Origin of the sequence: Sorangium sp. So ce426 (assembly GCF_051475585.1) — a bacterium.
GTDB classification, from domain to species: domain Bacteria; phylum Myxococcota_A; class Polyangia; order Polyangiales; family Polyangiaceae; genus Sorangium; species Sorangium cellulosum_B.
The window spans coordinates 1,089,448-1,104,777 of sequence record NZ_CP150341.1; the positions used below are offsets into that span (position 1 = coordinate 1,089,448).

General features: G+C 70.8%; 5 protein-coding genes. 1 reads left to right on the top strand and 4 read right to left on the bottom strand.

The window, feature by feature from the left end:
- Positions 1 to 30: 30 nt before the first annotated feature.
- The gene (locus WMF44_RS04075) at positions 31 to 831 is read left to right on the top strand and encodes a matrixin family metalloprotease (protein ID WP_437297807.1); all 801 of its coding nucleotides are present in this window, start codon (positions 31 to 33) and stop codon (positions 829 to 831) included.
- A 140-nt stretch (positions 832 to 971) separates the two neighbouring features.
- On the opposite strand, the gene WMF44_RS04080 is transcribed toward WMF44_RS04075, so the two are convergent.
- From WMF44_RS04080 to WMF44_RS04095, 4 genes are all read right to left on the bottom strand, one after another.
- Complete coding sequence (locus tag WMF44_RS04080) at positions 972 to 6,755, bottom strand: nSTAND1 domain-containing NTPase (RefSeq protein ID WP_437297808.1); 5,784 nt, start codon at positions 6,753 to 6,755, stop codon at positions 972 to 974.
- Positions 6,756 to 7,550: 795 nt separating this feature from the next.
- On the bottom strand, positions 7,551 to 13,178 hold the full coding sequence (locus WMF44_RS04085) for an nSTAND1 domain-containing NTPase (RefSeq protein WP_437297809.1): 5,628 nt from the start codon (positions 13,176 to 13,178) through the stop codon (positions 7,551 to 7,553).
- A gap of 145 nt (positions 13,179 to 13,323) precedes the next feature.
- On the bottom strand, positions 13,324 to 14,292 hold the full coding sequence (locus tag WMF44_RS04090) for a lipase family protein (RefSeq protein WP_437297810.1): 969 nt from the start codon (positions 14,290 to 14,292) through the stop codon (positions 13,324 to 13,326).
- A 480-nt stretch (positions 14,293 to 14,772) separates the two neighbouring features.
- On the bottom strand, positions 14,773 to 15,012 hold the full coding sequence (locus tag WMF44_RS04095; protein WP_437297811.1) for a ComEA family DNA-binding protein: 240 nt from the start codon (positions 15,010 to 15,012) through the stop codon (positions 14,773 to 14,775).
- Between the last annotated feature and the right edge of the window lie 318 nt (positions 15,013 to 15,330).

The following is a 15,330-nucleotide window of genomic DNA, read 5'->3' on the forward strand; positions in this document are numbered from 1 at the left end:
CCCGGGTGCTCCGGGCCAAGGAGAATCGCCATGGCCATCACCGATCCGGCCATCGCGCAGAAGGTAGGGGAGCTCAAGACGAGGCTCCCCACGTTCGAGCTCGATGGGAAGCTGATGTATGTCGCGGAGGGCGACCTCCTGCTCGAAGAGGAGCAGCTCGCCGACTACGTGCCTCACGCCGCCAACGTGGAGCCGCCGAACCTGGACGCCGGCCCCGGAGGGGAGGGGCTGGTCGGCATCCTGCAGAACGGCAGGCCGGTGCGCTGGCGTCCGGGGTTCGTGATCACGTACTGCGTGCTCAGGGCGACCTTCCGTGACGAGAGCCAGTACGCGACGGTGCGCGCCAACATGCTGACGGCCACGCGCGACTGGGAGGAGACTTGCGGCGTGTCGTTCCACCACGTGGCCGAGCTCGACGGGAGCACGAGCCGCCCCGCGGAGGTCGTGTTCCCGGTGCGGCTCAACCTCTCCGGCGGGGATTTCATCGCCGCGGCCTTCTTCCCGAACGACCCGGTCGGGAGAAGGCAGATCCTGATCAATCCCTCCTATTTCTCGCCCTCGCTCGGGTTCAACCCCGTCGGCGTGCTCCGGCACGAGCTGGGTCATGTCCTCGGCTTCCGGCATGAGCACATCCGGAGCGGCGCTCCGCCCGAATGCTTCCGGGAGGATACGTCGCAGACCATCAACCTCACGGCCTACGACCCCAGGTCGGTGATGCACTATTTCTGCGGCGGCGTGGGGAACCCCGAGCTCGAGATCACGGAAGTCGACGTGCAGGGGTCGCAGCGGGTGTACGGCATGCCGCTCTCCCGCTTCCGCCTGGTGGCCTGAAGGCCGGGGCGCGCACGCGCAGCGTAGCGCGGTTACTCTGGCGCCTCGGGCATCGCGGCTTGGCGGCTCAAGCCTCCTGGCCGCGATGCTCTCGATGGCACAGGCTCGATCGCGCGGGGCGACCCGACCCAGGTTGGGCATCACCGGTCGGCTGAGTCGCTCGGACGGACAGCTGGTTCTGGTCGGGTCTCCGGGGTAGCGGCGCGGGCCTCCTCGACGCGGCGCAGGCAGGCGTCCCGGTTCGCTCGGGCCATGGGCTCGGGCACGCGAAGGAGCTCTATCCTCCGCTCGACGGGCATGCAGTAGGTGGTCGCGGTCCACAGCTTCGGGTCGTCGACGCCGCGGAGCGGCTCGAGGTCGGTCCAGACCCGCACGAGCTTGTCGTCGGACGCGGTGACGATGCGCTTGCCATCCGGGCTGAAGGCCGCGGCGTTGACCGGAGAGTCGGAGACGCGCAGGACCAGTGGCTCGCCCGAGCCGTCGGCGTTCCACACCCGCACGGTCTTGTCCTGGGACCCAGTGACGATGCGTCTCCCGTCGGGGCTGAACGCTGCCCCCAGGACCCAATGCTCGTGGCCATGAAGCACCAGCGGCTCGCCCGTGCCATCGGCATTCCATACCCGTGCGATCTTGTCATAGGACGCGGTGACGATGCGCTTGCCGTCGGGACTGAACGCCGCCGAACGGATCTGGCCCTCATGGCCCCGAAGAATGATGGGCGCGCCGGTGCCATCGGCATTCCATACCCGCGCGGTCTTGTCCCAGGACGCGGTGACGATGCGCTTGCCGTCGGGGCTGAACGCCGCCGCTTCGACCCGATTCTCGTGGCCCCGAAGGATGATGGGCGCGCCTGTGCCGTCAGCGTTCCACACGCGCGCGGTCTTGTCCCAGGACGCGGTGACGATGCGCTTGCCGTCGGGGCTGAACGCCGCCGAGTAGACCTCGCTCTGGTGACCGCGGAGGACCACGGGCGTGCCTGTGCCGTCGGCGTTCCACACGCGCGCGGTCTTGTCCCACGACGCGGTGACGACGCGCTTGCCGTCGGGACTGAACGCCGCCGAACGGACATCGCGCAGGTGACCGCGGAGGACCACGGGCGTGCCTGTACCGTCGGCGTTCCACACGCGCGCGGTCTTTTCATACGACGCCGACACGATACGCCTGCCGTCAGGGCTGAACGCCGCCCCCAGCACCCCCTTCCCGTGGCCCCGAAGGATGATGGGCGCACCGGCGCCGTCAGCGCTCCACACGCGCGCGGTCTTGTCCCAGGACCCGGTGACGATGCGCTTGCCGTCGGGGCCAAACGCCGCGGAAGCGATACCCTCCTCATGACCCCGAAGGATGATGGGCGCACCGGCGCCGTCAGCGCTCCACACGCGCGCGGTCTTGTCCCAGGACCCGGTGACGATGCGCTTGCCATCGGGGCTGAACGCGGCCGAATAGATCACCTCGTCGTGACCCCGGAGGACCACCGGCGCGCCGGTGCCGTCGGCGTTCTGCACCCGCGCCGTCTCGTCCCAGGATGCGGTGACGACGCGCTTGCCGTCGGGGCTGAACGCCGCAGAATTGAGCCAGTCGTCGTGACCCCGGAGGACCACGGGCGCGCCCGTGCCATCGGCGTTCCACACGCGCGCGGTCCTGTCGTACGACGCGGTGACGACGCGCTTGCCGTCGGGGCTGAACGCGACCGAAGTGACCGGATCGTCGTGACCCCGGAGGACGACGGGCGTGCCCGTGCCATCGGCGTTCCACACGCGCGCGGTCCTGTCGTACGACCCGGTGACGACGCGCTTGCCGTCGGGGCTGAACGCTGCAGAATTGAGCCGGTCGTCGTGACCCCGGAGGACGACGGGCGTGCCCGTGCCATCGGCGTTCCACACGCGCGCGGTCCTGTCGTACGACCCGGTGACGACGCGCTTGCCGTCGGGGCTGAACGTGGCCGAAGCGACCCGATCGTCGTGACCACGAAGGACGATGGGCTCGCCCGTGCCATCGGCGTTCCACACGCGCGCGGCTCCATCGGAGCAGGCCGTGACGATGCGCTCGCCGTCGGGGCTGTAGCGCGCGTTCGTGACCCAGTCGGGATGGCTGAGCACCGCGCGAGCGATCCCGGTGTGCAGCGCCGACCACTCCAGGACGTCCCACCCTCGCGGCACATTGGGCGGCTCGACCTCGCGCAGGATCGCGAACACGGTCGTGGGATCGGCTTGCAGCTCGCGCGCTGTGGCCATGCGGGTCGCGTTGCGCGCCTCCCGGGCTTCGACCAGCGCGCGAGCCGCCTCCTGGTCGGCGCGCATGGCCTGCTGATTGGCGCGCGTTGCCTGCTGATTGGCACGGATCGCCAGGCACGACACGATGACCGCGATCGTGCTCAGCGCGACGACCGTTCCGACGGCGAGCCGCCGGCGCAGACGCCGCGCGTGCTCGACCAGGCCCACGACGGCCAGCAGGTATCGCTCCTCGCGCTTGCCGAGCCCGACGTGCCAATCGGCTCCCCGGTCGGCGCGACGGCGCTCGTGCCACGCCCTCGCATCCTCCGCCGCGCGGTCGCGCCAGAGCAGCCCCTCGGCCTCACCGCTCGCCTTCCACTGCTGGGCCGCGGCGCGCAGCCGGGCCAGGAACTGCGCGTCTTGCTCGCTCTCGGCGAGCCACTGGCCGAGCTTGGGCCACCTGTCGATCAAGGATTCGTGGACCAGCTCCACCGTCGTGCGATCGCGCGCTCCTCCGGCCTCGTCGCTGCCAGCCTCGATGTGCAGGAGCCGCGTGCCCGAAAGGCGCTGGACCACCTGCGCGACCGCGTCGCCGGCATCGCCCTCGCCGTCCTGCGCTGCCTCGCGGAGCTCGTCCAGGCTCACCACCGCGCGCGTGCGCTCGGGCGTGACCAGGCGCAGGAGCACCGCCCGGGCCAGCCGCTGCTCGCGCGACGGCAGCGACGAGAGCACCGCGTCCGCGTGGGCGGACAGCGCGCCGGCGACGCCGCCGAGGCGCTCATAGCTGTCCCGCGTGAGCAGCCGGCGCTCGCGATCTCGCGCCTCCCACAGCTTCGCGGCCGTGAACTGCAAGAGCGGGAGCGGGCTCCGCGTGCCCTCCAGCGTGCCCAGCATGTGCTCGATCATCTCGGCGGTCTCGAAGCGAACCCCGGCCGCCTCGAGCGGCCGCGTCAGGGCCTCGCGCAGGCCATCGCGCTCCATGGGCCGCAGGAACCAGAGCCCGTGGGTGACGTCGGTCATGAAGTTGCGGTCCTCGGCCACGCGCTCGAGGAAGTCCGAGCGGACGGCGAGCAGGACGCGCAGGGGCGACGACGCGTCGTCGGCCGCGCCCTCCAGACAGGCGACGAACGCCGCCAGCTCCTCGGAGGGGGCGCCGAGCGTATAGAGCTCCTCGAGCTGGTCGACGAAGAGCACGATGCGGCGCCTCCTCCCTTCATGGCGACAGCGCGCGCGCAGCCGGGCGCCAAGGACGCCTGGCTGGGTGCGCAAGGTGGCGACCAGCGCGTCATGATCGGGGAGCTCGGGAGCGCCCGTCGCTGCCCCTCTCCCCGCCGTCGCCAACGGCGTGGACTCGGCCTCGGCGACCTGCACGAGCACATCGGCGAGCGCGGACAGCGGACGGAGCCCCGGCCGCAGGATGAACGCCTCCCAGTGGCCTTCGGCTCCCTTCAAGGCGGGGATCACGCCCGCGCGCACGAACGACGACTTGCCCGCCCCGGAGGGTCCGGCGATGACGAGGAGCGGCTGGCTCCGCACCCGCTTCGTCATGGCGGCGATGTCCCGATCGCGGCCGAAGAAGCGCGCGGCGTCCGCCTCCTGGAAGGCGGACAGGCCGGCGAACGGGCTCTCGTCCTCGCCCAGCTGGAGCGCCCTCCGGCCGGGCAGGAGCGCCTCGAGCTCGGCGAGGAGCTCCCTGGCCGAGCCGATGCGCTCGGCCTTGCGCTTCTTCAGGCAGCGGTCCACGAGGGCGCCGAGCGCGCCCACGTCCGGGCGCCTCCCGCTCAGGCTGGGCATGGGGACATCGACGTCGACGACGGCCGAGAGCCGCGCGTACGAGAACGGGTGCAGCGGGTGCTCCCCCGTGAGCAGCTCGTAGAGCAGGATGCCCACGGCCCAGAGGTCGGTGCGACAATCCACGTCGCTGCCCTGCAATTGCTCGGGTGACATGTACCCCGGCGTGCCGACGATCGCGCTCTTCCGGTGCCCGCCGGCGTCTCCGGCGAGCGCCACCCGCGCGCTCCTGACCGAGGCGACCACGCACGCGTCGATCCGCTTGGCGAGGCCGAAGTCGAGCACCTTGATGCACCCGGCGTCGTCCATGCGGATGTTCTCCGGCTTGAGATCGCGGTGCACGATCCCGAGGTCGTGCGCGCAGACCAGCGCGCGAACGACAGGCACCATGACGTTGATCACGGTGCTGGCCGCCCTCGGGCCAGGCGGTAACTGGGCGGCCGGCGACCCGGGCGCGCTGGGTTGCTCGAGCTGGGCCATCCATTCGCGCAGCGAGCGGCCCTTGATGTACTCGAGCACGAGGTAGGGACATCCAAGGATCTCGTCGACCTCGTGGATGACGACGATGTTTTCGTGCCTGCAGCGCGCTGTGGCCCGCGCCTCGTCCAGGAAGCGCTCGACCGTCTGCCCGGTGTAACGGCGGAGGAGCTTGATCGCGACCAGGCGGCCGAGCCTCGTGTCGCGGGCCAGGTACACGACCCCCATGCCGCCCCGGCCCAGCTTGCGAATGATCTCGTAGTGCTTGAGGACGTCGCCGGCCTTCAGGTGCATGCGGCCCGCGATGGGCTCCGCCGGCGCCCCCGCATCACCGGTCCGGAGAGGCACGGCGTCGCGCGCTTGCCCGCTGGATGCCGGGCTGTCCGGGACCTCGGCGAGCGTGCGCCAGGGCTCCTCGCCGGAGGTCCCGGGCGCGCCCAGGTCGTCAGGGTGGATCGCCGCGTCCCGTCCCGAGGCGCTCAGGGCGCGACCGGCGGCCTCCTCTCGCCTCGCCCCGGCGCCGCTCGGTGCGGCGTCCGGGATCAGGTCCTCCCGGCGGAGCCCGGCCACCTCACAGGCGTCGAGCTCGTACAGCAGACCGTCCGCCGTGTCGGCCCGCGCCGCGACATCCTCGATCGTCGCCCGTCGCAAGATGGCCCCGAGCGGGTGATCGAGGAGCGCGCGCGGGATCCGGCCGGGCTCGCCGCCTTCCGGCGTGAGAGCGTCTCCATCTGGAGACATTCCGCAGGCTGCCCGCCTGCCCGTGAGGCACTCGAGGAACACGAGCCCCCACGCGTACAGGTCCGAGCGCGCCATCGGCGCGAACCCCCGGCGCTGCTCGGGCGCCGCGTAGGCCTGCGCGCCGACGAACTCGGTGCCGGAGACGCGCGCTCCGTCCTCTCCGCCCTCTCCGCCGCGCGCTCCGGCGGCGACCGCGGCGAAGCCGAAGCCGAACAGCAGCGCGCTCCGCTCTGCCCCCGAGGGCACGACCATCACGTGGGCCGGCCTGACGTCCCCGTGGACGATGCCCTGCCGGTGCGCGCAGCCCAGCGCGTCGAGGACCTGCCTCATCAGGCGTCGCGCCTCCTGCGGATCGAGCGCGCCGCGGACCGACAGCAGCTCGGCCAGGCTCTGCCCGGGCGAGCGCTCGAACACGGTATAGAGCTGCCCCTCGTCCGTCTGTCCCGCGTCGATGAGCCGGACGATGTTGGGATGTTGGAGCCGCGCGCAGCGGCCCATCTCCCGCAGGAAGCGCGCGCGGCGGCGTCGCGCGACGCCCCCGGAGACCCCCTCCGGGAGGATGTGTACGACCTCGAGGACGACGGGCTGCCCACCCGCGATCTGCCGCCCGTGGTAGATCGCGGCGTGGGGGGTCTCCCAGGGCGAGGAGAGGATCTCGTAGCGGCCCTGGAACAACGTCCTTGGAGCGAGGGTCACCTGGTTCATCCTGGTCTCTCCGGTCGCGGCCGCCTCGCGTGGCAGCTGCGGGCGAAACGCCCTCATCCGGATCGATGTCGCCGACGCAGCGAGCCCGGCGGTCGAGCTTGCCCCGCGCCCGCGGAGAGAGCTCGATGAGGTGGCCGGCCCGACTCTGGGGCAGCCAGCCGCGCTGCCCTATCGCTTCTTCTTCGGGCAGCCAACCTCGCTGCCCATCGCATCTTCTATAGACTCTTCTCCGCCCCTCGTCCGGAACAAGCGTGTACCCAGCGCACCTCACGGCGCGCGTGCCGCCGGCCGCCCTGCCGGACGAGCGAGGCATCGAGCCAGCTGGCGAAGGGAGCGGATGCAGAGGGCGCTCTGGAGCAGAGCGCGCCTGGGACAGCACGGGCGCGGCGCAGCGCAGCGGGCGCTCCGGCCTGGCCTTGTGGCGTCAGCCGCCGCAGGACCAGGCCGCCCGGCGTGCCCTGCCCGGTCCCCCGGACGTGCTGGGCTCCGGCGGAGACGACGGGGAGGAAACCGAAACGGGAGGCCTCGGAGGGGGAGGCGGGGTGGTCGCGACGTGGCGGAGCGGCCTCGCGGGGCGGGTCGGGTCGGTCTGAAACCGAAGCGGGCGGCCTCGGAGGGGGAGGCGGGGAGGTCGCGACGTGGCGGAGCGGCCTCGCGCGGGGGGCGGGCCAGGTCGAAACCGCAACGGGTGGCCTCGGAGCGGGCGCTACGAGGTCGCGACGTGGCAGCGTGGCATGGCGAGGGGGGCGGCGGATCCGAGACCGGAATGGATGGCCACCGAAGGGCGGAAACAGCTCACCGCTGCTCCCGGGCTGCCGCGCGGGCCTCCTCGACGCGGCGCAGACAGGCTTCCCGGTCGGTTCGGGCCATGGGCTCGGGCACGCGAAGGAGCTCTATCCTCCGCTCGACGGGCATACAGTAGGTGGTTGCGGTCCACAGCTTGGGATCGTCGATGCCGCGGAGCGGCTCGATGTCGGCCCACACCCGCGCGATCTTGTCGTCGGACGCGGTGACGATCCGCCTGCCATCCGGGCTGAACGACGCGTCATTCACCGCGGCGTCGGAGGCGCGAAGGACCATGGGCTCGCCCGCGCCGTCGGCGTTCCACACCCGCGTGGTCATGTCGTGCGACGCAGTGACTATGCGCTTGCCGTCAGGGCTGAACCTCGCCGCCTGGACCCAGTTCTCATGACCGCGAAGGACGGTGGGCTCGCCCGTGCCATCGGCGTTCCATACCCGCGCGGTCTTGTCATAGGACGCGGTTACAATGCGCTTGCCGTCGGGGCTGAACGCCGCCGAGTAGACCTGATCCTCGTGGCCGCGCAGAATGACGGATTCACCGGAGCCGTCGGCGTTCCAGACGCGCGCTGTTTTGTCCCCGGACGTGGTGACGATGCGCTTGCCGTCGGGGCTGAACGCCGCCGAGTAGACCTGATCCTCGTGGCCGCGCAGGACCACGGGCCTGCCAGAGCCGTCGGCGTTCCAGATGCGCGCGGTCTTGTCCCAGGACGCGGTGACGATGCGCTTGCCATCGGGGCTGAATGCCGCCCAATCGACAGAGTTCTCGTGACCGCGCAGGACGATGGGCTCGCCGGTACCATCGGCGTTTCGTACCTGCGCGGTCCTGTCCCACGATGTGGTGACGATGCGCTCGCCGTCGGGGCTGAACGTCGCTGAAGTGACCCGATCGTCATGACCGCGGAGGACCACGGGCTCGCCGGTTCCATCGGCATTCCAGACGCGCGCTGTTTTGTCCCAGGAGGCGGTGACGATGTGCTTGCCGTCGGGGCTGAACGCCGCCGAAGGGAGTACATCGTCGTGACCACGGAGGCCCATGGGCTCGCGTGCTTCCTCGGCGTTCCAGACGCGCGCGGTGTTGTCCCAGGAGGCGGTGACGATGTGCTTGCCGTCGGGGCTGAACGCCGCCGAAGACACTCCCCTGTTGTGAAAAGGAATGACCAGAGGCGTGCCGGTGCCATCGGCGTTCCAGACGCGCGCGGTGTTGTCCCAGGAGGCGGTGACGACGCGTTTGCCGTCGGGGCTGAATGCTGCCGAATAGAGTACTTCCTCATGACCGTGAAGGACGACGGGCTCACGCTTGCCGTCGGCGTTCCAGATGCGCGCGGTCTTGTCCCATGAGGCGGTGACGATGCGCTTGCCGTCGGGGCTGAACGCCGCCCAATAGACAGAGTTCTCGTGACCGCGCAGGACGATGGGCTCGCCGGTACCATCGGCGTTTCGTACCTGCGCGGTCCTGTCCCACGATGTGGTGACGATGCGCTTGCCGTCGGGGCTGAACGTCGCTGAAGTGACCCGATCGTCATGACCGCGGAGTACCAGGAGCTCGCCGGAGCCGTCGGCGTTCCAGACGCGCGCGGTCCTGTCCCATGAGGCGGTGACGATGCGCTTGCCGTCGGGGCTGAACGTCGCTGAAGTGACCCGATCGTCGTGACCGCGGAGGACCACGGGCTCGCCGGTACCATCGGCATTCCACACGCGCGCGGTCCTGTCGTAGGACGCGGTGACGATGCGCTTGCCGTCGGGGCTGAACACCGCCGAGGAGACATAATTCTGGTGACCGTCCAGGATTACGGGCTCGCCGATTCCGTCGGCGTTCCACACGCGCGCGGTCTTGTCCCCGGACGCGGTGACGATGCGCTTGCCGTCGGGGCTATAGCTCGCGGACAGGGCCGCGTCCGGATGGATGAGCACCGCACGAGCGGTCCAGCTATGCAACGCCCAGCGCGCGAGCACAGCCCATCCTCGCGGCACGTTGGGCGGCTCAACCTCGCGCAAGATCGCCAGCACGGCTGTGGGATCGGCCTGGAGCTCGCGCGCTGTGGCCATGCGGGTCGCATTGCGCGCTTCTCGGGCTTCGGCCTGCGCACGAGCCGCTTCCTGATCGGCGCGCTCAGCTTGCTGGTTGGCGTCGATCGCCAGGTACGACACGACGAGCGCCACCACGCTGAGTGCGGGGATCAAGAGCATCGCGAGCCGCTGGCGCAGGCGCAGGCGCCGCGCGCGCTCGGCGAGCGCGACCACGGACCGGAGATAGCGCTCCTCGCGCTTGCCCAGCTCGACGCGGGAGGCGGCGCCCTGCTCGGCGCGGCGGCGCTCGTACCAGGCCCTGGCGTCCTCCGCGGCGCGGTCGCGCCAGAGCAGCCCCTCGGCCCCGCCGCTCGCCTCCCACTGCTGTGCGGCGATGCGCAGCCGGGCCACGAACTGCGCGTCTTGCTCGCTCTCAGCGAGCCACTGCCCGAGCTTCGGCCACCGCTCGATCAAGGACTCGTGGACCAGCTCCACGGTCGATCCCACGCGCTCGCCGCGGGGGTCGCCGCCCGCGCCGAGCAGCAGGAGCCGGGCGCCGGCCAGGCGCTGGACGACCTGTACGATCGCCTCGGCGCCGTCGCCCTCGCCTCCCGGCGCGAGCTCCTGGAGCTCGTCCAGGCTCACCACCGCGCGGGTGCGCTCGGGCGTGACCAGGCGGAGGAGCACCGCCCGGACCAGCCGCTGCTCGCGCGGCGGAAGCGCGGAGAGCACTGCGTCCGCGTGGGCCGACAGGGCGCCGGCGACGCCGCCGAGCTGCTCGCAGCTGGCCTGCGGCAGGAGCCGGCGCTCGCGATCCCGCGCGTCCCAGAGCTTGCCGGCCGTGAATTGCAGGAGCGGCAGGGCGCTCCGCGTGCTCTCGAGCGTGCTCAGTATGTGCTCGACCATCTCCGCCGTCTCGAAGCGATGAGCGGCCGCCTCGATCGGCCTCGTCAAGGCTTCGCGCAGGCCGCCTCGCCCCATCGGCGGAAGGAACCAGAGCCCGCGGGTCACGTCGTTCATGAAATGATGTTCCTCGGCCATCCGATCGAGGAAGTCCGAGCGGACGGCGAGCAGGACGCGCAGGGGCGACGAGGCGTCGTCAGCCGCAGCTTCCAGGCAGGCGACGAACGCCGCCCGCTCCTCGGGCGCGGCGCCGAGCGTGTAGAGCTCTTCAAACTGATCGACGAAGATCAGGATACGGTCCCCGGGTCCCGCACGGCGACAGCGCGCGCGCAGCCGAACACCCAGATAGCCCGGCTGGGAGCGCAGGGTGGCGAGCAGCTCGTCGTGATCGGGGAGCTCGGGCGGACCCGTCGCTGCGCTGCTCGTGGACTCCGCCCCGGCGACCTGCACGAGCACATCGATGAGCGAGGACAGGGGACGGCGCCCTGGGCGCAGAACAAACGCTTCCCAGCGCTCCTCGGATCCCTTCAAGGCCGGGATCACCCCCGCGCGCACGAACGACGACTTGCCTGCCCCGGATGGCCCGGCGACGGCCAGGAGCGGCTGGTTGCGCAGCCGCGCCGTCGTGGCGGCGATCTCACGATCGCGGCCGAAGAACCGCGCCGCGTCCGCCTCCTGGAAGGCGGACAGGCCGGCAAACGGGCTCTCCTCCTCGCCGAGGTCGAGCGCCTTGCGACCGGGCAAGAGCGCCTCGAGCTCGGCAAGGAGCTCCGTGGCCGAGCCGACGCGCTCGGCCTTGCTCTTCTTCAGGCAACGGTCGACCAGGGCGCCAAGCGCACCCACATCCGGGCGCTTCTCGCCGAGGCGGGGCATCGGAACATCGAAGCTCGCGACGTCCGAGAGCCGCGCGCGCGAGAACGGCTCCAGCGGGTGCTCCCCCGTGAGCAGCTCGTACAGGATGATGCCCACGGCCCACAGGTCAGCGTGATGGTCGACGTCCCCGCCCAGCAGTTGCTCGGGGGACATGTACCGTGGCGTGCCGACAGCCGCGCTTCTCCGGCGCTGGCCAGCGTCTCCGGCGAGCGCCGCCCTGGCGCTGGTCATCGTCGAGACCACCTTGGCATCGATCTGCTTGGCGATACCGAAATCGACCACCTTGATGCATCCGCCGTCATCCAGGAGGATGTTCTCCGGCTTGAGATCGCGGTGCACGATCCCGTGCTCGTGCGCGCACACCAGCGCGCGAACCACCGGAGTCATGAGCTCGATCACGACGTTTGGCGCCCTCGGGCCGGGCGGTGTGTGGGCGCCGGGCGACCCGGACGCGCCGGGGTGCTCGCGCTGGGTCATCCACTCGCGCAGCGTGCGACCCTTGATGTATTCGAGCACGAGGTAGGGATATTGACGAATCTCATCGACCTCGTAGATGACCACGATGTTGTCGTGCCTGCAGCGCGCCGTGGCCCGCGCCTCGGCCAGGAAGCGCTCGATCCTGTGCCCGCTGTACCTGAGCAGGAGCTTGAGCGCGACAAGTCGGCCGAGCTTCGTGTCGCGGGCCAGGTACACGACGCTCATGCCGCCCTGGTCCAGCTTGCGAATGATCTCGTAATGCTTGATGTGGTCGCCGGCCTCCAGACGCATGACGCCCCTTGCGGGCCTAGCGGACGGTGGCGCAGCCGCCTCCTCCTGGGTGGGCTCAGTGTTGTCTGTTCGCTCCTCCGGCATCCACGCCGCGGTCAGTCCCGGTGGAAGCGCGGCGCTGCCCGCTCGCTCCTCTGTGCTTCTCGCTGCTCCGATCGCCAGCTCGTCCGGCTTCACCAGGTCTTCCCGGCGGAGCCCGCCCACATCGCAGGCGTCGACCTCGCGCAGCAGGCCGTCGGCCGTGACGTCCCGCGCCGCCATCTCCTCGACCGTCGCCCGTCGCAAGAGGGTGCCGAGCGGGTGATCAAGGAGCACTCGAGGCATCCTCACTGGCTCACGGCCATCTCGCTGGAGAGCCGCTCCTTCCGGCGGCCCGCCGCGGCCTGCACGCCTGCCCGTGAGGCACTCGAGGAACACGAGACCCCAGGCATACAGGTCCGAGCGCGCCGTCGGCGGGAACCCCCGGCGCTGCTCGGGCGCCAGGTAAGCCTGCGAGCCCACGAGCTCGCGGCCGGACACGGGCGCTTCCTCCTGGTCCGCTCGCGCGACGGCGGCGACCGCGCTGAAGCCAAAGCCGAGCACCAGGGCGCTCCGCTGTGCTTCCGAGGGCACGACCATCACGTGGGCCGGCCTGAGATCCCCGTGGACGACGCCCTGCCGGTGCGCGCAGCCCAGCGCGTCGAGGACCTGCCTCATCAGGCGCCGCGCCGCCGGCGGCTCGAGCGGGCCTTGGGCCGACAGCAGCTCGGCCAGGCTCTGCCCGGGCACGCGCTCGAAGACAGCATAGAGCTGACCCTCGTCCGTCTGTCCCGCGTCGATGGGCCGGACGATGCCGGGATGGTGGAGCCGCGCGCAGCGGCGCATCTCCCGCAGAAATCGCGTGCTGCGACGGCGCGCCAGATACGCGGGGCCGTGGTCCCGCGGGAGGCGCATGATCTTGAGGACGACCGGCTGCCCGCTCGCGATCTGCCGCCCCTCGTAGACGACAGCGAGCCTGCTCTCCCGGAGCAGGGAGAGGATCTCGTAGCAGCCCTGGAACACCGTCCTTGGAGCGAGGTTCTCCTGGTTCATCAAAGCCCCACCGGTCGCTGCGGCCTCGCGCGGTAGCCTCGGGCGAGCGGTCACGCACCGCCGGATTGACGCGTCACGTGGCGCGCGGAGCCGGACGCCCACGGCGGCCCGGCGCCGCGCCGAGGGGCGGGGGCGCGGTCCCCGTCTACTCAAGCCTGAATCGGAAGATGGCTGGCTGGGCCGTGCCTAGCTGCGACGCCTCCACGTAGTTGGCTGGCGAGTGATCACCCCACGAGAACGGCACAGGCACCCATCGGAGGATGGGCAGCTGCTCCTTCACCCAGGCGAAGATACCGACCGCCGCGCTCACGAGGAGCGTGCGCGTCTGCCCGGCGATCTTGCCCTCGTACGTCCACCCCTGCCCCCGCGAGCGGTGCGCCCTCCCGAAGTGCACGAAGTACCCCGTCGAGAGCGGCGGCAGGCGCGGAACGATGTCGTTGTCATAGACGAATCGAAACAGCCTGTCCCCGAACAGCTCTTCGGCCCTGGCGGCGAAGCCCGCGTCGCCGATCATGGGCTGCCCGAAGGTGTAGACCCCGCGGAGCCGCTGCCGGATCTCCCCGTACTTGCTGTCCGTGAACAGGCGCGCGGCGATGAGGGCCGCCATCGCTGCGCCCAGGCTGTGACCGGTGATGAAGAGCGCCTCCAGCTTGCCCTGCGCCTCGGGCGCACGCCCGGCGGCAGGCGTCGACGCGACGTCGGGGCGCGGGGATATCTCGGTGCCCGGGAGGACATCACGGATGTGCTCGCCGCGCAGCGCCGCAGCGAGATGCTTGTCGATGATCGACCACATCACATCGACGTTGCGGGCGAAGCCGCCGTGGACGTGCCCGAGCGAACAAAATCGCTGCGACGCGACGCTCGCGTCCGTGAGCCAGTTGAAGAGGTTCCCCGGCTCGGTCCCCTTGACGCACAGGATGAGGAGCCGCCTGCACCTGCTCTGGATGAAGCACACGTCGCTCGCCAGGAAGAGCGCGTCGTTCCGCACGCTGATCCGCGCGAGGTCCCAGTCGCCGTAGACCGACATCGCCTTCTCCAGCGTGTCCAGATCCGAGTACATCCACGCCGATGCCAGCGACAGGATGAGCGTCGCCTCGGCGTCGGGCTCGCGCATCGCCGGATCCACCCGCAACATCCGCTGGATCGTGCCTTGTTCGGCGGATGGTTCGGCCTCCGCATCCGATCCGGGGGCCGCTGACGGCCCCGCTATCGGCAGACACGGTGTTGCAACGATGGAATCGGTCATGAGCCCTCCCGTCATCAAGCTGCCTGGCTTCCCAGGACGCCGCTTGGTGCGCGTCGGACAGGCAAGCACCTTGCCACGGATCCTGTGTGCGCGCTCGACGAGCCGACCGCCGGCAGATCCTCGATGCCAACCTGCGCGCCTGCGCCTGCGCGTCAAGCGACCAGGGCGAACGGGGCGGCATGGACGAAGCCGCTTCACGACCTTGTCGAACGGAGCCGCTTCGCGGCGACGAACAACAGCCCCGCCGCGCTCTCTCCCCGGCGGGGCCGGCCCATGCCGCTCAAGGCCTCGCAGGGTGTCTCGACGCGCCGAGCCTCGAGAGCAGCCTCAGGCTGCTCGCTCGCTGCATCACCGAGGCTGTGTACGGCGCGCCGACGTGCTCGCGTGCGTCACGTAAAAGCCCGCGTCCTTCAGGCTCTCTATCATCATCGTGCTGACGCCGGTCACCTGTTGGATTTGCTCCCAGCTGCTGAACCCCCCGAGCTCCTCGCGCTTCTGAACGATGAGCTGCGCGCCTTGCTCGCTCACCTGGCTCACCCGTTGAAACTCATCCGCGCTCGCCTTGTTGATGTCGGTCGTGTCAGCCATTCGCGCCCCCGGGCAAGCTCTATGACTGCGGTGCTTTGTCCCTTGCCCACCCGGAGCGTGGTGCACCCTGCTTGCGATGGGGAGGGGCCCGCGGCGTCGAACAGCAAGATTGGACCGAGCAGCCGCTCGGCGCGGGGGCTGCAAGGCGCCGGCGGCGACTCCAGGCGAGCGGCGCGTCGACCATCGGTCCGAGCTTGCTCGCACGTTCCACGCTGGCGAAAGGCCGAGCGGCCGACCGAACGCCTCGTGAACGCCACGAAGCTCACGGTCCCGCGCCGAAGGTACTCGAACTCCTGGTGCTCGACGTCGCCGGGGCAC

Bases quoted from the DNA above. Each gene is read 5' to 3' on its own strand.
- WMF44_RS04085 (WP_437297809.1), bottom strand. From the start codon at position 13,178: ATGAACCAGGAGAACCTCGCTCCAAGGACGGTGTTCCAGGGCTGCTAC.
- WMF44_RS04095 (WP_437297811.1), bottom strand. From the start codon at position 15,012: ATGGCTGACACGACCGACATCAACAAGGCGAGCGCGGATGAGTTTCAA.
- WMF44_RS04080 (WP_437297808.1), bottom strand. From the start codon at position 6,755: ATGAACCAGGTGACCCTCGCTCCAAGGACGTTGTTCCAGGGCCGCTAC.
- WMF44_RS04075 (WP_437297807.1), top strand. From the start codon at position 31: ATGGCCATCACCGATCCGGCCATCGCGCAGAAGGTAGGGGAGCTCAAG.
- WMF44_RS04090 (WP_437297810.1), bottom strand. From the start codon at position 14,292: ATGCGCGAGCCCGACGCCGAGGCGACGCTCATCCTGTCGCTGGCATCG.